This is a genomic window from Aminobacter sp. DSM 101952 (assembly GCF_001424795.1).
GTDB lineage: Bacteria > Pseudomonadota > Alphaproteobacteria > Rhizobiales > Rhizobiaceae > Aminobacter > Aminobacter aganoensis.
In genome coordinates, this window is the sequence record NZ_LMCL01000001.1 from 403160 (window position 1) to 421057 (window position 17898).

Annotated in this window: 20 protein-coding genes; 8 read left to right on the forward strand and 12 right to left on the reverse strand. The window is 65.3% G+C overall.

Annotated features, from left to right (window positions below):
* Window positions 1-203 precede the first annotated feature (203 nt).
* From ASC75_RS01920 to ASC75_RS25780, 5 genes are all read left to right on the forward strand, one after another.
* Entirely contained in the window at window positions 204-1232 is a 1029-nt protein-coding gene (locus ASC75_RS01920; protein WP_055969919.1) for a sulfate ABC transporter substrate-binding protein, read from the forward strand.
* Between the two features lie 18 nt (window positions 1233-1250).
* Complete coding sequence (cysT, locus tag ASC75_RS01925) at window positions 1251-2102, forward strand: sulfate ABC transporter permease subunit CysT (protein ID WP_055969922.1); 852 nt, start codon at window positions 1251-1253, stop codon at window positions 2100-2102.
* The gene (gene cysW / locus ASC75_RS01930; protein ID WP_055969925.1) at window positions 2095-2979 is read left to right on the forward strand and encodes a sulfate ABC transporter permease subunit CysW; all 885 of its coding nucleotides are present in this window, start codon (window positions 2095-2097) and stop codon (window positions 2977-2979) included. Before cysT ends, cysW begins: the two co-directional genes overlap by 8 nt.
* 17 nt (window positions 2980-2996) lie before the next feature.
* Window positions 2997-4043, forward strand: a complete 1047-nt coding sequence (locus ASC75_RS01935) for a sulfate/molybdate ABC transporter ATP-binding protein (protein ID WP_055969928.1) — start codon at window positions 2997-2999, stop codon at window positions 4041-4043.
* 149 nt (window positions 4044-4192) lie between these two features.
* Window positions 4193-4366, forward strand: coding sequence for a hypothetical protein (locus ASC75_RS25780; RefSeq protein WP_156381064.1), 174 nt, complete (start codon window positions 4193-4195; stop codon window positions 4364-4366).
* Window positions 4367-4393: 27 nt separating this feature from the next.
* On the opposite strand, the gene ASC75_RS01940 is transcribed toward ASC75_RS25780, so the two are convergent.
* Window positions 4394-4873, reverse strand: coding sequence for a pyridoxamine 5'-phosphate oxidase family protein (locus ASC75_RS01940; protein WP_055969930.1), 480 nt, complete (start codon window positions 4871-4873; stop codon window positions 4394-4396).
* 41 nt (window positions 4874-4914) lie between these two features.
* Complete coding sequence (locus ASC75_RS01945) at window positions 4915-5106, reverse strand: hypothetical protein (protein WP_055969933.1); 192 nt, start codon at window positions 5104-5106, stop codon at window positions 4915-4917.
* A gap of 135 nt (window positions 5107-5241) precedes the next feature.
* Between ASC75_RS01945 and ASC75_RS01950 the strand changes: the two genes are divergently transcribed.
* The gene (locus ASC75_RS01950) at window positions 5242-5736 is read left to right on the forward strand and encodes a DUF892 family protein (RefSeq protein ID WP_055969936.1); all 495 of its coding nucleotides are present in this window, start codon (window positions 5242-5244) and stop codon (window positions 5734-5736) included.
* Between the two features lie 244 nt (window positions 5737-5980).
* Here the strand turns inward: ASC75_RS01950 and ASC75_RS01955 are convergent, their stop codons facing one another.
* The 10 genes from ASC75_RS01955 to ASC75_RS02000 all read right to left on the reverse strand — a co-directional run bounded on the left by ASC75_RS01955 (window position 5981) and on the right by ASC75_RS02000 (window position 15464).
* The gene (locus ASC75_RS01955; RefSeq protein ID WP_055969939.1) at window positions 5981-6274 is read right to left on the reverse strand and encodes a DUF1236 domain-containing protein; all 294 of its coding nucleotides are present in this window, start codon (window positions 6272-6274) and stop codon (window positions 5981-5983) included.
* A 138-nt stretch (window positions 6275-6412) separates the two neighbouring features.
* On the reverse strand, window positions 6413-7507 hold the full coding sequence (locus ASC75_RS01960) for an amino acid ABC transporter permease (protein WP_082496346.1): 1095 nt from the start codon (window positions 7505-7507) through the stop codon (window positions 6413-6415).
* A 1-nt stretch (window position 7508) separates the two neighbouring features.
* Window positions 7509-8657: an ABC transporter permease subunit gene (locus ASC75_RS01965; protein ID WP_055969943.1), complete on the reverse strand. Its 1149-nt coding sequence runs from the start codon at window positions 8655-8657 to the stop codon at window positions 7509-7511.
* Between the two features lie 69 nt (window positions 8658-8726).
* Window positions 8727-9746, reverse strand: a complete 1020-nt coding sequence (locus ASC75_RS01970; RefSeq protein WP_055969946.1) for an amino acid ABC transporter substrate-binding protein — start codon at window positions 9744-9746, stop codon at window positions 8727-8729.
* A gap of 320 nt (window positions 9747-10066) precedes the next feature.
* The gene (locus tag ASC75_RS01975; RefSeq protein WP_156381065.1) at window positions 10067-10534 is read right to left on the reverse strand and encodes a hypothetical protein; all 468 of its coding nucleotides are present in this window, start codon (window positions 10532-10534) and stop codon (window positions 10067-10069) included.
* Between the two features lie 184 nt (window positions 10535-10718).
* Complete coding sequence (locus ASC75_RS01980) at window positions 10719-11231, reverse strand: AAA family ATPase (RefSeq protein ID WP_055969951.1); 513 nt, start codon at window positions 11229-11231, stop codon at window positions 10719-10721.
* Window positions 11232-11270: 39 nt separating this feature from the next.
* A complete protein-coding gene (locus tag ASC75_RS01985; RefSeq protein WP_055969954.1) occupies window positions 11271-11462 on the reverse strand; it encodes a hypothetical protein in 192 nt (63 codons plus the stop codon).
* Between the two features lie 243 nt (window positions 11463-11705).
* The gene (locus ASC75_RS01990; RefSeq protein WP_055969957.1) at window positions 11706-12878 is read right to left on the reverse strand and encodes a Gfo/Idh/MocA family oxidoreductase; all 1173 of its coding nucleotides are present in this window, start codon (window positions 12876-12878) and stop codon (window positions 11706-11708) included.
* 85 nt (window positions 12879-12963) lie between these two features.
* Entirely contained in the window at window positions 12964-14019 is a 1056-nt protein-coding gene (locus tag ASC75_RS01995; RefSeq protein WP_055969959.1) for a sugar phosphate isomerase/epimerase, read from the reverse strand.
* A 152-nt stretch (window positions 14020-14171) separates the two neighbouring features.
* Window positions 14172-15464, reverse strand: coding sequence for an amidase (locus ASC75_RS02000; RefSeq protein ID WP_055969961.1), 1293 nt, complete (start codon window positions 15462-15464; stop codon window positions 14172-14174).
* A 122-nt stretch (window positions 15465-15586) separates the two neighbouring features.
* On the opposite strand from ASC75_RS02000, the gene ASC75_RS02005 reads away from it, so the two are divergent.
* Entirely contained in the window at window positions 15587-16687 is a 1101-nt protein-coding gene (locus ASC75_RS02005; RefSeq protein ID WP_055969964.1) for an NADH:flavin oxidoreductase/NADH oxidase, read from the forward strand.
* Window positions 16688-16786: 99 nt separating this feature from the next.
* The gene (locus ASC75_RS02010) at window positions 16787-17845 is read left to right on the forward strand and encodes a succinylglutamate desuccinylase/aspartoacylase family protein (protein WP_055969966.1); all 1059 of its coding nucleotides are present in this window, start codon (window positions 16787-16789) and stop codon (window positions 17843-17845) included.
* Window positions 17846-17898 lie beyond the last annotated feature (53 nt).

The following is a 17898-nucleotide window of genomic DNA, read 5'->3' on the forward strand; positions in this document are numbered from 1 at the left end:
CCGCCAACTCCCCTAGCTGTCATCGCTTGTGGCGAACGTTCATATCGCCCGGGCCGTTCAGGACTTTTTGAGCGAGCAAAAAAATTTCGCGACCGGCCGCTGGATGGCCGAAATTTGCCCCGACGCGCCGAAATTCGGAACATTCGCCGCATCTAATTTCTACCAGTTCGATAGAGTATGACCATATTCGAACGGAGGCGGAAATGACCACTTCACGCAGGAAATTGCTTCTCTCGGCGCTGCTGGCCGGCGCAGTCCAATTCGGCGGCCTGGGCCTTGCTTATGCAGACACCACGCTGCTCAACGTCTCCTACGACCCGACCCGCGAGCTCTACAAGGACTACAACGAGGCCTTCGCCAAGCACTGGAAGGCCGAGAGCGGCGAGACGGTGACGATCCAGCAGTCGCATGGCGGCTCCGGCAAGCAGGCGCGTGCCGTGATCGACGGGCTCGACGCCGACGTCGTCACGCTGGCGCTGGAAAGCGACATCAACGCCATCGTCGAGAAGTCGAAGAAGATCAATCCCGACTGGCGCTCGAAGCTACCCAACAACGCCTCGCCCTACACCTCGACGATCATCTTCCTGGTGCGCAAGGGTAATCCCAAGGGCATCAACGACTGGGGCGACCTGGTCAAGGACGGCGTCCAGGTGATCACGCCGAACCCCAAGACCTCGGGCGGCGCGCGCTGGAACTACCTCGCCGCCTGGGCCTGGGCCAACGGCCAGTTCGCAGGCGACGAAGCCAAGATCAAGGAATTCGTCGGCAACCTCTATGCCCATGTGCCGATCCTCGACACCGGCGCCCGCGGCTCGACGGTGACCTTTGCCGAACGCGAACAGGGCGACGTGCTGCTCGCCTGGGAAAACGAGGCCTATCTCGCGCTCGACGAATTCGGCGCCGAGAAGTTCGACATCGTCTTCCCGCCGCAGTCGATCCTGGCCGAGCCGCCGGTCGCCGTGGTCGATGCCAATGTCGACGCCAAGGGCAGCCGCAAGGTTGCCGAGGCCTACCTCAACTACCTCTACTCGGCAGAAGGCCAGACGATTGCCGCCAAGCATCACTACCGGCCGTCCAAGCCCGAGCTGGTGCCCGCAGCCGACCTGCAGAAGCAGGCCGAACTGAAGCTCGTCTCCATCGACGATCCGATTTTCGGCGGCTGGGCAAAGGCGCAGCCCTATCACTTCGGCGATGGTGGTATATTCGACCAGATCTACAAGCCGGCCCAGTAGAGCGAAGACCACGACGACATGACATCAGCTCCCGCCAAGGCGGGGTGGCGGTTCAGACAGCCGAGCGTCATTCCGGGTTTCGGATTGACGCTCGGCTTCTCGCTTGCCTACCTCACGCTCATCATCCTGATCCCGCTTTCAGGTCTCGTCTGGCGTTCGGCCTCGCTCGGCTGGACCGATTTCTGGGCCATCGCCACCGACCGGCGCACCGTCAAGGCGCTGGAGATCAGCTTCGGCACGGCGTTCATCGCTGCCGCCGTCAACGTCGTCTTCGGCACCATCGTCGCCTGGGTGCTGGTGCGCTACCGCTTTCCCGGCCGCCGCGTCATCGACGCCATGGTCGACCTGCCCTTCGCCCTGCCGACGGCGGTGGCGGGCATCGCGCTGACCACGCTCTATTCGCCGAAGGGCTGGATGGGGTCGCTGCTGGCGCCGCTCGGCATCAAGGTCGCCTACACCCCGCTCGGCATCGTCATCGCGCTGATCTTCATCGGCCTGCCCTTTGTCGTGCGCACGGTGCAGCCGATCATCGAGGAGATCGACAAGGAGGTCGAGGAAGCTGCCGCCACCCTGGGCGCCAACCGCTTCCAGACCATTTTCCTGGTGCTGTTTCCCGGGCTGGCACCGGCCGTCATCACCGGCTTCGCGCTCGCCTTCGCCCGCGGCGTCGGCGAATACGGCTCGGTCATCTTCATCGCCGGCAACCTGCCCTACATCTCCGAGATCGCGCCGCTTTTGATCGTCATCCGGCTCGAGGAGTACGACTATGCCGCAGCCACCGCGATCGCCACGATCATGCTGGCGCTGTCGTTCCTGATGTTGCTCGTCATCAACCTCATCCAGTCGCGGACCCGCAAGCGCTATGGCTGATCCAGAGCTTTACCCCGCAGACGCCCATCACGAGCACGCCTCGCTGGCGGTGACCGAACGGCCGCTGGCGCGCGCCGGGCTGATGTTCGTCGCCTTCGCCTTCCTCGCCGTCTTCCTGCTGCTGCCGCTGGTGGTGGTGTTCGAACAGGCGTTTTCGCGCGGCATCGGCGCCTTTGTCGAAGCCATCAACGAGCACGACACCATCGCCGCGATCAAGCTGACGCTGCTGGTCGCCGTCATCTCGGTGCCGCTCAACCTGGTGTTCGGCGTCGCCGCCGCCTGGGCCATCGCCAAGTTCGAATTCAAGGGCAAGGCCTTCCTGACCACCTTGATCGACCTGCCGTTCTCGGTCTCGCCCGTCATCTCGGGCCTGGTCTACGTGCTCTTGTTCGGCGCCTCGAGCCTGCTCGGGCCCTGGCTCAAGATGCACGGCATCGTCATCCTGTTCGCCGTGCCCGGCATCGTCTTGGCGACCGTCTTCGTCACCTTCCCCTTCGTCGCCCGCGAACTGATCCCGCTGATGCAGGAACAGGGCACCGGCGACGAGGAGGCGGCACTGTCTCTCGGTGCCAATGGCTGGCAGACCTTCTGGCATGTGACGCTGCCCAACATCAAATGGGGCCTGCTCTATGGCGTATTGCTGTGCAACGCGCGTGCCATGGGCGAGTTCGGCGCCGTTTCGGTGGTGTCGGGCCACATCAGGGGCATGACCAACACCATGCCGCTGCATGTCGAGATCCTCTACAACGAATACAATGCCGTCGGCGCCTTTGCCGTCGCGTCCGTGCTCGCCGGCCTGGCCCTGGTGACGCTTGTGCTCAAAACCCTTCTCGAGCTCCGCTACGGCGCCGAGATCGCCGCCACGCGCGGACACTGACAGAGGCAGACAGACTGATGGAAGTTCGCGTTTCAAATGTGCGCAAGGAATTCGACCGGTTCCCGGCGCTCCGCGACGTCTCGCTCGACATCAGGTCGGGCGAGCTGATCGCGCTGCTCGGCCCCTCCGGCTCGGGCAAGACCACGCTTTTGCGCCTCATCGCCGGGCTCGAGCGGCCGACGCGCGGCACGATCTTCTTCGGCGACGAGGATGCCTCGAACCGAACCATCCAGGAGCGTAATGTCGGCTTCGTGTTCCAGCACTACGCCCTGTTCCGCCACATGACGGTGGCCGACAATATCGGCTTCGGCCTCAAGGTGCGGCCCTCGGCCAAGCGGCCGACCAAGGCGGAAATCCGCCGCCGCGCCTCCGAGCTGCTCGACCTCGTCCAGCTTTCGGGCCTGGAAAAGCGCTACCCCGCACAACTGTCGGGCGGGCAGCGCCAGCGCGTGGCACTGGCCCGCGCCATGGCCATCGAGCCGCGCGTGCTTCTGCTCGACGAGCCCTTCGGCGCGCTCGACGCCCAGGTCCGGCGCGAGCTGCGCCGCTGGCTGCGCGAAATCCACGACGCCACCGGCCATACCACGATCTTCGTCACCCACGACCAGGAGGAGGCGCTCGAACTCGCCGACCGCGTGGTGGTGATGAGCCAGGGCCGCATCGAACAGATCGGCACCGCCGACGAGGTCTACGACACGCCCAATTCGCCCTTCGTCTACGGCTTCATCGGCGAGTCGAGCTCGCTGCCGGTCAAGGTCGAGGACGGCCAGGTCTGGATATCGGACCGGCCGATCGGCCTGGCTGCCCCCGACCTGCCCGATGGCGAGGCGACGCTTTACTTCCGCCCGCACGACATCGAACTGCTCGACGAATGCAATGGCTGCATTGCCGGCACGGTCGCCGCCAGCCGCCGCGTCGCCGGCACGCGCCGCGTCGAGCTCGAAATCGGCGGCGGCCGCGAACGCGTCGAGATCGAACTGCCCGTCGGCCACCCCGCGGCACAGAAGAGCCGGGTCGCATTCCGGCCGAAGCGCTGGAAGGTGTTTCCGAAGGCGGTGGAATAGGCACGAGGGACAACGGCGTCGTTTCAGCCCAAGGTAGAACCATCCGGCAGTTCGCCGGGACGCGACACAGTCCTCATGTCGCAGGTGCGCGATATGGCATTTCAGTGGCGAGTGACTAGATTGCCGGGAAAGCAGAAGGATTGAGCCCGATGATCGAAGTCGTCCGAAAGAGGCCCGTATTGGCGTTGATGGCCGCTGCAGCCTTAGTCGCAGTTGTGACGGCAGGTGCTACCCTCGGGGTGCTTCAGACACTCACCATTCTCGCGTCCATCGGCACGGCGCTTGTCATGGGCGCCCTCGTCGTCGGGTCCTTCGCGAGATAGGCCAGCGCTGCTGGCGCCGCCCTTCGGTCACTTCAGGCTCACTCTGGCCACGCTGTCCGCATAGTCCTGCTTGGGATCGCCCAGGCCGAGGAACATCTTGACGCCGGCGACAAGGCTCGAGGCGTCGAGCCAGATCTGGGCGTCGGCCGGCTCGAAGCGGAGCAGGCAGAGCTTGGGGTCGTCCTTGCCCTTCTCGAACCAGGCAGCCACGAAGCGGTTCCACAGCCGGTCGACCGTCTTGCGGTCGTTGTCGATCCTGAGTGTCCCATGGAGGGTCGCAAACAGGTCGTGCTTCCTGGCGGCGTAGACCAGTGTTGCCTTCCTGGCGCGCGTCAGGTTTTCGGCAATCTCGGTGTCCTTCGCGGTGAAGAAATAGATGGTCTTGCGCTCGCCGTCGAACTGCGCCGCCATCGGGCGCGGGTCGACTCCAGCGGTGCCCACCATGACGGTCATGTCTGCGCGGATCGACTTCCAGAACTTCGCTTCGAACTCTTGCTTGTCGGTCATCGGGTTGTCTCCGGTTGGCGGAATGGGTTGGCCGAGGGTACCTAGGCTGCCGAGCGCTTTCGGACCCGCCGGTCTCTCCGCGCCAGATGGGCGTCGTGTCGCTGGCGCTCCGGAGAAGGGAGCAGCGGCAGCGGTTCCACGAGATCGAAATCGTCCGGCACGCTGTCGATGAACTCGCGGCCGATGCGATAGGTGCAATATCCGACGAACAGCAATGCAACGAGACGCAGCATGAGACTTCCCCTTGTGTTGCCTTCGCAACGCTGGAGGCAGGCCATCGTTCCCGAGAAAGAGCGCTGTTTTCGGCGGGAACCTTCTGCCGCTTGATCCATTCCCTCCCTGCAATTTCCCGCAAGGAGCGACACCAGATGAAAACGCTGAACGAGATTTTCGAGCATACGCTCGAGGACATGTACTTTGCCGAAAACGCCATCACCAAGGCACTTCCCAAGGTGGCCAAGGCGGCCAAGGACGCCAAGCTGAAGAAGGCCGCCGAGGATCACCTCGAGGAGACCAGGGGCCAGATCAAGAAGCTGGAGCAGGTCTTCAAGTCGATCGGCAAGAAGGCCGCAGGCGAGAAATGCGATGCGATCGAAGGCCTGATCAAGGAGGCCGACGGATTGATGGAAGAGGCATCGGGCACGGCTCTCGATGCCGGCCTGCTGGCGGCGTGCCAGGCGGTGGAGCACTACGAGATCGCCCGCTACGGCTCGCTTCGCGAGTGGGCCAAGGATCTCGGCCATGACGAGGCCCACACCTTGCTGAGCGAAATCCTCGACCAGGAAAAGGCGACCAACAACAAGCTGACGAACCTGGCGGTGACGGCAATCAACAAGACGTCCCCCTCCGCCAAGGCGGCCTAGCGTCCCGCGCCGCGACCGACCTCTCCCCTCGGGGAGAGGCGGCTTGCCGGTTGAGAAGAGTTGTCATGCTGGGGATCGAGCTTGGCAGCGGCCACCCGCATTGCGATCGGCCAGCCCGCCGTTCAAGCCCAGGCGCTGCGGCGCATCCTGCCCGCTAAAAGAGGTGTCACCGCCTGGCGGCAACACCTCTCTGCGATGGCAAGGGGAACCCAAGGCGCCCCAATGCAACTCGTGCATCGAGCCGTCAGTCCATGATGTAGACGACCTTGCGGGTCTGCGGGTCGATGAGGACAGTACGGCCGTCCATCACGACATACTGATACTTGTTGTCGGCAAGTGCGCCCGGCTTCAGAATGTCCGGAATGATCGCGCCGACGACAAGTTCGAAGTTGGATGGACGTTCGACGATCACCGGGTTGGTCTTCACATATTCGCGGACGATCACTTGTTCTTCGGGCGTCACCACAACAGTCTGGGCAGTCGCGAATGCGGTGCCGGCGAGCAAAATGGTTACAGCAAGTGTGCTTCGGAAAGTCATTTCAACCTCCTCAGTTGATGGTTTAACAACTGGTGGGGAGCGAAACAGTTCCGTGCCTTTTGGGATGGCTCGGCTTCATTGTGGGGTTGCCCCAGCGGAGCGGACCAAGAGCGAAACGGATTTTCGCCGAACGCCCTCCTACCGATACGACGTATTGAAATGCCGCTCCAAAAAGCGGCTGTAGACGCCCATCAGAGCGCTGAACAGGAAGTACACCGCGGCCGCGAAGACGTAGCCTTCGAGCACGGCGATGCCTTGCCAGTCGGGGTCGCGCAAGGCGGTGCGCACGGTATCGAGGAAATCGAGCAGGCCGATGATCGTCACCAGCGTGGTGTCCTGGAAGAAGGCGATGAACAGCCCGACCAGCGCCGGGATGACCTTCTTCAGCGCCTGCGGCAGCACGATCTTGAACATCACCTGCCAGTAATGCAGCCCGAGCGCGCGGCCGGCCTCGAACTGGCCCGGCGGCACGTCCTGCAGGCCGCCGCGCACGATCTCGGCGATGTAGGCGGCGGCAAACAGGATGATCGCCACCTGCGCGCGCAGCAGCTTGTCGATGGTGACGCCGTCCGGCATGAACAGCGGCAGCATGACGGCGGCCATGAACAGGATGCTGATCAGCGGCACGCCGCGCACGAGCTCGATGAAGCCGACACCAAGGACCCGGATCGCCGGCAGATGCGAGGCGCGCGCCAGCGCCAGGCCGATGCCGAGCGGCAGGGCGAAGGCCAGCCCGACGAAGGACAGCATGAACGACAGCGGCAGGCCGCCCCATTTCGACGTCGGCACCGCGGTCAGGCCGAAGATGCCGCCGGCCATCAGCACGTAGAGCACGGGCAGGATGACCACCAGCCAGGCGACGACGAGGCCCCTGCCCCAGACGCGCGGGATCATCGAGACGCCGCAGGCGCCGAGGAACAGGCAAAGCGCCACCAGCGGGCGCCATTGCTCCTCGAACGGGTAGAAGCCGAACAGCATGTAGCGCAGCTTGTCGGTGAGGAACGGCCAGCAGGCGCCGGAGCTTTGCTTGCAGGCGTCCGCCCCGCCGTCGAACACGGCGTTCACGAACAGCCAGCCAAGCGCCAGCTTGGCAAGGACCAGGATGAGCGCGCCGCAGACCAGCGTGACCAGCGCATTGCCGGGCGTGCCGAAATAGGCCGCGCGCCACTTAGAGCGCCGCACCGGGCGGGCGACGGAATTGGCGGCTGCGGGAAGAACCTGGGTCTCGCTCATGTCAGCGCGTCTTCAGCGCGACACGCGCATTGTACCAGTTCATGAACAGCGAGATCAGCACCGACAGGCCGAGATAGATGCCCATGAAGATGGCGATCGTCTCCATCGCCTGGCCGGTCTGGTTCATGATGGTGTTGGAGACCATGACGAGGTCGGGATAGCCGATGGCGATCGCCAGCGAGCTGTTCTTGAACACGGTGAGATAGGTGTTGGTCAAAGGCGGGATGATGACCCTGAGCGCCTGCGGCAGCACCACGAGCCGGAGCGTGCGCGAGCGCGGCAGGCCTAGCGCCTGGGCGGCTTCCCATTGGCCCTTGCTGACCGCCTGGATGCCGGCGCGGACGATCTCGGCGACACTGGCCGAGAGGTTGAGCATCAGGCCGACGAGCAGCGCCACGAACTCCGGGCGGATCTGCAGCCCGCCGGTGAGGCGGAAGCGCCCGGCCTCCGGCGCGCTCCAGCCGAGCGACACCGCGCCGCTCGACCAGACCGCGAGCACCGGCAACACGAGCAGGACCAGCGCAATGATCCAGCCGGCGTTGCCCTTGCCGCTCAAGATGCGCCGGCGCTGGCTGACGGCGCGCACGACGAGTGCGGCGGCGATGCCGAAAGCGAGCGCGCCGAGCGTCAGCCCGAAACCGCTCTGCCATTCGAGCAAGGGCATGGCGAGGCCGCTGTTTGACAGGAAAAAACCGGGAAACAGCTGGATCGCCTGGCGCACCGGCGGGAAGACCAGGATGATCAGGAAATACCACAGGAACAGATAGAGCAGCAGCGGCACGTTGCGCAGCAGCTCGACATAGGCAAGCATCAGCCGGCTGAGCAGTGGGTTCGTCGACATGCGGCCGATGCCGACGAGCACGCCGATGATGGTGCCGAAGAGCGCTGCGAGGAACGACACCTTGATGGTGTTGACCAGCCCGACGAGGATGGCGCGGGCGACAGTGTCGGTCGGCCCGTAGGCGATCGAGGTTTCGCTGATGGCGATGCCGGCCTGCCGCGACAGGAAGCCGAAGCCGGTGGCGATGTCCTGCTTGGCAAGGTTCGCGCTGGCGGTGCGGTACATCACCCAGCCGGCGAGCAGCACCGCCGAGATGGCGACGACTTGATAGAAGACCGCGCGAAACCGCGTGTCGTTCAAAAACAGCATGGGCGCGCCGATGTCATGGGAACGGGAGACAAGGTCCGCGCCCGATGGCGGCGCGGACCTTGATGTTTGTCAGCGGACCGGCGGCGCGTAGAGCAGGCCCCCGGCATTCCACTGCGTGTTGGGCCCGCGCGTCATGCCGAGCTTGGTCTTTTCGCCCAGGTTGCGGTCGAAGACCTCGGCGTAGTTGCCGACGCTCTTGATCACGTTGTAGCCCCACTTGTTGTCGAGGCCGAGCATCTTGCCGAGTTCGTCGGCGCCGCCCAGCATGCGCTGGATCTCGGGGTCCTCGCTCTTCGTCATCTCGTCGACATTGGCCTGGGTGATGCCCTTCTCCTCGGCCGCCATCAGCATGTAGACCGACCACGAGACGATGTCGCGCCAGTTGGAATCGTTCTGCCGCACGGCGGGCGCCAGAGGTTCCTTGGAGATGGTCTCGGGCAACAGCACGTAGTCGTCGGGGTTGTTGGCGACCGCGCGGATCGAGGCGAGGTCGGAACGGTCCGACGAGATCGCCTCGCAGCGGCCGGAATAGAAGGCGGCGCGGTTCTCGTCGGGGCTTTCGAAGACCACGAGCTCGAACTTGCCGCCGATGCTGCGGAAGAAGTCGGTCAGGTTCTGCGAGGTCGTGGTGCCCGGCAAGGTGCAGATCGCGGCGTCGGTCAGTTCCTTGGCGGAGGCGACGCCGAGCGACTTTGGCACCAGAAGGCCCTGGCCGTCATAGAAAACGGTCGGTCCGAAATCGATGCCGAGTGAGGTTTCGCGCGAGAAGGTCGCCGTCGTCTGGCGCGACAGCACGTCGATTTCGCCCGACTGCAGCGCCTGGAAACGCGTGTTGATGTTGGTCAGGACGAAATCGACCTTTTCGCCGTCGCCGAGCACCGCAGCAGCGATCGAGCGGCAGATGTCGGCGTCAAAACCCTGCATGCGGCCCTTGTCGTCGGCGGCGGCAAAGCCGGGCGTGCTGAGCGACACGCCGCAGATCAGCTTGCCGCGGGCCTTGACGGTGTCGAGCGTCGCCGATTGCGCGGCGGTGGCACCGACCATCAGTGCCGCGGTGGCGGCGCACAGCACCAGGAACTTAGATTTCATGTATCCCTCCCTCGATTGTCGACCGCAGGCCGCCGGCACCATTTCTCCCCCGGTGCGGACGTCGCCTCGATCTGTCGCGGAGCTATGTATGCATAGATTGTGTACGATATGGAAGATGAGTGTCGTGCAAAATGTATACGATAATCGACGGTGTGGATAAGATCGCAGGGTCCCGCATGTCGGGCCAACGGCCCATGGCGAGCGTAGGGTGCAGCGCAGCCGATATCCTTTGGATAGCCGGTCCACGGCAGCACCGGCCCAGGCAGCAAGTCAGACTCCGAGATAGGAATTCAGATCGTCAGACAGGGACCGCGAACGGGTCAGCCGGTGCAGGCTTCGGCCAGTTTGCGCACATGGGCGCCATCGTGCTCGTTCGGCGTGTAGGTGCCCATGTCCTCGCCGCCGACGAGGATGGTGAAGCCGCCGACGAGCAGCTTTGCCAGTGCCGGTTCCATGGTCGTCAGTCCGTCGAAGACATAGCGGCCGTTATAGGTCTTGCCGGTGGCCTCGATGGAGTGCGTTGCGTCGCCGTTGCGCAGTTCGATCCTGGCGCTGCGCCCTTCGCTCATGTCGCCGGACTTCGGATAGAACGCAACGACGATGTCCGAGTACCCCGCAGTGCAGTTCAGCGAGACGTCGACATCGCCGGAGGCAGGATCGTAGTAGGCGAGCGTCAACGTGGGCGACAGGTCGTCATGCAGGAACCATCCTTTCGGGATGACCGACTGGGCGGCTGCCGCAGAGCTTGCGAGCGCAAGCATCACAAGAGAAGAGAGTACCGCCTTCATGCCCACGCCCCCCGCGTATCCGGCAAGGTAACCAGACGTAGTGCCGGCTGACAAGCAGAGCGTTTTTCAACCTGAACTTGCCGAACGGGAAACCGACATTGAAAGACGGACATATCTCGCTGCGGCAACGGGCCGGCCGCGCATGATACGCCGAGTAAAGCGACGGGGCGCGACAGAAGGCGTGTCATCTGCCGAGCACGGTTTCCACCACTTGCTCCACGTCCATGGCAGATGAATCGATCCATTGACCGATGCGAGGTGTCTCGCGGGCGAGTGCTTCTGCAAGGACGGAGGGAGGGAATGCCTCGGAATAGCCGGTCTTTGGCCGGTCTCTGTCGCGCTGGCCCAGTACTTCCGCCGAAGGGGCCAGCACCACCACACGGGGATCGAGGTCGCGAAGGCGCTCGACAGCCGCGACAAGATCATGCCCGATGAGGATGTCCTGGTAGACCACCGTGAATCCTGCTTCCACGTAGCGGCGCACGGCATCTGTCGCGATCACCTGCCGGAGTGTCAGTTGCGCCCGGGCCTCCACATCGAGCGTGGGCCCCATCGCCGCAGCGCCGTTTACGATCATGCGACGAAAAACGTCGCCGCCGACCAGTGCCGAGCGCGGGAAGCGCCTTGCCAGCGCGTTGGCAACCGTGGTTTTGCCGGCAGCCATGGCGCCGGTGATGATGAAGAGAGACTGGGTCATGGATTACCTGATGGTCGCCCGTCCTGACCTCGGACGGGGTCAATCGCGTGTCTGCGTCAGCACCACGAACAGGGTGGTCACTCCGCTGGTGAAAAGTGCGATGAACGCATAAAATAGCGCTCCGGCAAATTCCTTGTTTGCCGTGGCGGCCATGAATGTCATTGCGAAAGCGCCTGCACCGCAAAGAACCGTCAGCGCAAGCAAAAGATAGATCGCCTTCTTTCCCATCATCGCCCTTCCTTTGTGGGAAGGCTCATGGGGTTCGCGCCCAGGAACCTTCCCGATCAGTTGATCGGTCAAGTTCCTCGGGCCACTGCGCTGGCGTCGAGAATCTGTCTAGTCCAAGGTCACTGCACAGATCGCGCAGAACGAAATGCCCCCAAGTGCCGTGACATCAAGATGAAGCCGGAAATATTGCTTTGAGTCAAGCTGGCAGAGCTTTCCCCATCGCGACGCCAGCCAGCCCGCATCCCCTCACAGCTTCGTCCACGCCGCGTTCTTCTTCGAAGACTTGACGCAGGCCTCGATGAACGCCACGCCTTCCACGCCGTCCTGCACGGTCGGGTAGATCACGTCCCTGGCAGGCTTGCCGCCCTTCTTGCGCGCCGCGCGGATGGCCCGCGCCGCCTCCTGGTAGATGTTGGCGAAACCTTCGAGATAGCCTTCGGGGTGCCCCGAAGGCACGCGCGTCACGCGTGCGGCGGCAGGACCGGCGCCGACGCCGCCGCGGGTGATCAGCTGCTTGGGCTGGCCGAAGGGCGTGTACCAGAGATAGTTCGGGTCGGCCTGCACCCATTCGAGGCCGCCCTTCGAGCCATAGACACGCAGCTTGAGGCCGTTCTCGTGGCCCGGCGCCACCTGGCTCGCCCAGATCATGCCCTTGGCGCCGCCCTTGAAGCGCAGCATGACGTTGACGTTGTCGTCGAGCAGCCGGCCCGGCACGAAGGCGTCGAGGTCGGCCGACAGGCTGTCGAGTTCGAGGCCGGAAACGAAGCGGGCGAGATTGTAGGCATGGGTGCCGATGTCGCCGGCAGCGCCGCCCGCGCCCGACTGCTTCGGGTCGCCGCGCCACGACGCCTGCTTCTGGCCGGTGGCGGCGAGATCCTCGGTCAGCCAGTCCTGCGGGTATTCCGCCTGGACGATCCTGATGTCGCCGAGCTGGCCCTTGGCGACCATCTCGCGCGCCTGCCGGATCATCGGATAGCCGGTGTAGTTGTGGGTGAGCACGAAGACCTTGCCGGTCTTCTCGACCAGTGCGGCGAGCTTCTTCGCCTCCGCCAGCGTCGCCGTCAGCGGCTTGTCGCAGATGACGTGGATGCCAGCCTCGAGAAAGGCCTTGGCGGCGGGAAAATGGACGTTGTTGGGCGTGACGATGGCCACCGCCTCGATGCCGTCGGGCCGCTTCGCCTCGGCCTTGGCCATCTCGGCATAGGAGGCGTAGGAGCGCTCGGGATCGAGGCCGATCTCGGCCGCGGACGCCTTCGCGCGTTCCGGATTGGACGACAGCGCACCCGCGACGAGCTGGAAATCGCCGTCCATGCGCGCGGCGATGCGGTGCACACCGCCGATGAAGGCGCCCTGCCCGCCGCCGACCATGCCGTAGCGGATCGGGCCGCTGCCATTCCCGGATTTCGATGCACCGACCATGCTTGTGTCCTCCCTTGATATGTTGGCGCTGCCCCTCATCCCCCCTGAGTTTATCGAAGGGCCGGGATGAGGGGCAGCGCCGCGTTCAAATCCCCATCATCGTCCGCAGCATCGCCCGATCGCTCGCCCCGCCGGCAAAGTCGTCGAACGCCTTGTCGGTGACGCGGATGACGTGGCTTTCGATGAATGGCGCGCCTTCGGCGGCCCCGTCCTCCGGATGCTTGAGGCAGCATTCCCATTCGAGCACCGCCCAGCTGTCGTAGCCGTACTGCGCAAGCCTGGAGAAGATGCCGGTGAAATCGACCTGGCCGTCGCCGAGCGAGCGGAAGCGACCGGCCCGGCCGAGCCAGCCCTGGTAGCCGGAATAGACGCCCTGGCGCCCGGTCGGGTTGAACTCCGCGTCCTTGACGTGAAACGCCTTGATGCGCTCGTGGTAGATGTCGATGAAGGCGAGATAATCGAGCTGCTGCAGCAGGAAGTGCGAGGGATCGTAATTGATGTTGCAGCGCTGGTGGCCGCCGACGGCGTCGAGGAACATCTCGAAGGTCGCGCCATCGAAGGCGTCCTCGCCCGGATGCAGCTCGAAGCACAGGTCGACGCCGGCCTCGTCATAGGCGTCGAGGATAGGCCGCCAGCGCTTGCCGAGCTCGGCGAAGGCCTCCTCGATCAGGCCTGCCGGCCGCTGCGGCCACGGGTAGAGGTAGGGGAAGGCGAGCGCGCCGGTGAAGGATACGCAAGCGGTGAGGCCGAGATTCTGCGACGCCCTGGCACCGAGCTTCATCTGCTCGACCGCCCATTGCTGCCGCTCCTTCGGCTTGCCGTGTACCGCTTGTGGCGCAAAGCCGTCGAACTGCGCGTCATAGGCGGGATGCACCGCCACCAGCTGGCCCTGCAGGTGGGTGGACAGTTCGGTGATCTCGACGCCGGCATCCGTGCAGATGCCCTTGATCTCGTCGCAATAGGTTTTCGACGTCGCCGCCTTCTGGAGATCAAACAGCCTGCTATCCGGCGTCGGGATCTGCACGCCCTTGTAGCCGAGCCCGCCAGCCCACGATGTAATCGATTTCAGTGTATTGAACGGGACGGAATCGCCGGCGAACTGGGCGAGGAAGATCGCTGGTCCCTTCATTGTCGACGGCATCTCTCAAAACTCCTCGTCCGATTCCGGCACGCGCTGGTCCAGCGCCAAGATGACCACTATTTGAGCCGGCTCCGCAAGAGCCAGAGGCAGGCCGATTCACGGGTTCGCCGAGGCGCGCGTGATGCCATCGCCGGTGACCGGCATCGTCAGCGCTATCCCTTCAACAGCGCCTCGACCGCAAGCCCCGCCGCAAGCACGCGCCGGTCGTGGCCGTGGCGGCCGACCAGCATCAGGCCGGCAGGCAGCCCGGTGCCGGGCACCGGCAGCGACAGCGCGCAGAGGTCGAACTGGTTGGCGACCTGGGTGTTGCGCAGCAGAAGCCCCTCGATGCGGTCGCCATGGCGCTCGTCATCCAGCATCTCGGCGATCGGCTGGGCCACGACCGGCGTGGTAGGCACGACCATGAGATCGACCGACGACAGGCGCTCGTCCATGGCCGCCACCAGTTCGGCGCGGCGGCGCATGGTCCTGATATAGGCGACCGCCGGCACTTGTAGGGCCCGGCCGAGCCCGCCACTGACATGGCGGTCGACCGCCACCTTGGCGCCTGCCGACAGCCAGTCGGCATGGATTTCCGCGCCTTCGATGGCGGCGATGGACGCCGCCCGCGTCGTCTCGCGCAGGGCCAGCAGCAAATCGTCGATGGCGATATCCTCGACCCGCGCCCCCGATGCGGCGAGGCGCTTCAACGACTGTTCGAAGGCGGCGGAAACGGTGCCGTCGCAATGCTCCATCAGCCGCCCGCGCGGCACGCCGATGCGCAGGCCCGGCAGGGACAGCGGCACAAGCGCGGAAAACTCCTTGCCGGCCATGACGGCGTCGGTGGCGATGCAGGCCCCGACCGTCCGCGCCAGCGGCCCGAGCGAATCGAGCGACGGCGACAGCGGGAACGCGCCGTCGAGCGGCACGCGCCGCGCCGTCGGCTTGAAACCGACGACGCCGTTGAGAGCTGCCGGAATGCGCACCGAGCCGCCGGTATCCGAGCCGATGGAAATGTCCGAGGTGCCTTCGGCCGCCGAAACCCCGGCGCCCGACGACGAACCGCCGGGGATCAGCGTCGGATCGGCGGCATTGCCCGGCGTGCCGTAATGCGGGTTGATGCCGAGCGCGGTGAAGGCGAACTCGGTCATCGCCGTCTTGCCGATGATCGCCGCCCCTGCCCGGCGCAGGCGCCGGACCACCAGCGCGTCCCGCTCTGCGGGTGCCGTGTCCCGGCGCATCAGCGAGCCGGCCAGCGTCGGCTCGCCGGCGACGTCGAGCAGATCCTTGATCGAGACGATGGCGCCGTCGAGCGGCCCGAGCGACAGCCCTGCCTTGGCGCGCGCGTCGGCGGCATCGGCAGCACCACGCGCGGCCTCGGCATAGAGCTTCATGAACACGCGTTCGTCGCCGGCACGGACGGAAAGCCGCCCAAGGATCGCTTCGAGCCGGTCGCGCGTCGTCATTCGGTCACCCGTTGCTGGCATGCAGTCATCGTGGTGACAGATAACACGCGCTGGCCCTATGCAATACGGTTGTCGCCAGTCGCCGACGCCTTACATTCGCACTGCCTGATATCGGAGCCGCCATGACCGTCCATCTGTTCTCGCCGATCACCCTCGGCAAGCTCGACTTGCCCAACCGCATCGCCGTTGCCCCGATGTGCCAGTATTCGGCCGACGACGGCTCGGCCACCGACTGGCATCTGCAGCACTGGATGAACCTCGCAATGTCGGGCGCCGGCATGATCACCGTCGAGATGACTGACGTCGAGCGGCGCGGCCGCATCAGCCATGGCTGCATGGGTCTCTACTCCGATGCCAACGAAGCGGCGGCAAGACGCACGCTCGATGCCGCCCGGCGCGTGGCGACGCCGGGAGCGAAATTCGGCGTGCAATTGGCCCATGCCGGCCGCAAGGCCTCCAACCACAGGCCGTGGGACGGCTCCGGCCCGCTGACGCCGGAGGAGGATGCATGGCCCGTCGTGTCGGCCTCGGCGATCGCCTATGGCGACGGCTGGCAAGTGCCGCATGCGCTTGATGAAGCCGCGATCGAGCGGACCATCGGCCACTTCGTCGAGGCGGCCAGGCGCGCCGAGCGCGCCGGCTTCGACTTCATCGAGCTGCATTCGGCCCATGGCTACCTGCTGCACCAGTTCCTGTCGCCGCTGTCCAACCACCGCACCGACAGATGGGGCGGTTCGCTGGCAAACCGCATGCGGTTCCCCCTCGAGGTCGCGCGCCGTGTCGCGGAAGCCGTCCCCAACCTCATGCTCGGCGCGCGCATGTCGCTGACCGACTGGGTCGATGGCGGCTTCACGCTGGAAGAGGCCATCGAGGTGGCCAGGGCCTATGGCAAGGCTGGCATCGCCTACATCTGCTGTTCGAGCGGCGGCAACTCGCCCCACCAGAGCCTGCGCACCGGTCCAGGCTATCAGGTCCATCTCGCAGAGGCGGTGAAAAAGGCGACGGGCATCCCGGTGCGCGCGGTCGGCATGATCGACCAGCCGGCCCAGGCCGATGCGATCGTGCGCGAAGGCCGCGCCGACATGGTGGCGCTTGGCCGTGCCCTGCTCGCCGATCCGCGCTGGCCGTGGCGGGCTGCGGCCACCCTCGGCCACGACTTCCACGCGGCACCGCAGCTGGCGCGCTCGGTTGCCCTGATGAAGCAATGGGGCGCTGCCACGTAAGCTTACCCAAGGTCTGGCGCGGCGGACGCCTCCTGCTGGATCAGGACGGCGTCGCCGCGCGATGATCTACCGTTCGGACCAAGATTCGGGGGGCAGCAAATGAAGAAGAGCGTCGAGACGATCCGGGGCGACAGCGAGGGCATCGCCTACGAACTCCCAGTCTACCGCGTTTCGGGATCGTCCGCGTCGGCCCCGTCTGCCTATATCCAGGCCGCGCTCCATGGCGACGAACTGCCCGGCGTGGTGGCCATCGACGCGCTGATGCCGCGCCTGCGCAAGGCAGCTGCCGAAGGGCGCATTCGCGGCAACCTGACCATCGTGCCGCGTGCCAACCCGATCGGCGCCAACCAGTTGCTGTTCCACGCCGCCCAGGGGCGCTTCGATCTCGGCACCCGCACCAACTACAACCGCGACTTCCCGCTGCTCGACAGGCCGGACGTGTCGCTTCTGCCCGGCGACGACGTGCCGATGTCGGCCGACAAGCGCCTCAAGGCACGGCTGCTCAAGCTTTCGGTCGGCCACGACATCGTGCTCGACCTGCACTGCGACGACGAAGGCGTCGCCTATCTCTACGTGCCCGACGAGCTCTGGCCGGCGATGGAAGATTGCGCCGCGAACATGGGCGTCGACGCCGTCATCCTGTGGAGCGGCCAGTCGGGCTCGTCCTTCGACGAGGCCTCGCTGCACCCCTATCTCAAGATGCCTCGCAAGGAAGCGCGGCTCGAAAGCCGCGTCGTCACGACAGTCGAATATCGCGGCGTTTCCGATGTCTACGCCACAGTTGCCGAAGCTGACGCCCAGGGCCTCTATCGCCTGCTTGTGGCGCGTGGCGTGATCGAGGACACCTGGATCGAGACCCTAAAGACATTTGCGGGCGTGGTGGCGCCGATCGACCATGTCGAGATGGTGCCCGCCCCTTGCGCTGGGGCGATCCTCTACCACGTCAATCCCGGCGATACGGTCAAGGCTGGCGCCCATATCGCCACCATCGTGCGCGCGCCCGGCGAGGACGGCGGCAGGGTCGAGGTGCTGGCGCCGCAGGACGGCTACATCCTGACGCGCCGTTCGCACCGCGCCACCCGCGCCGGCGACGACCTGGTCAAGCTGGTCGGCACGCGTCCGAGCGACGACGCCCGGTCAGGCGCGCTGGAGGCGTAGGCCGGCCGCCGCAACCATGAGCTGAATTCATCATTGGCTGCTCCGCGCCGCCG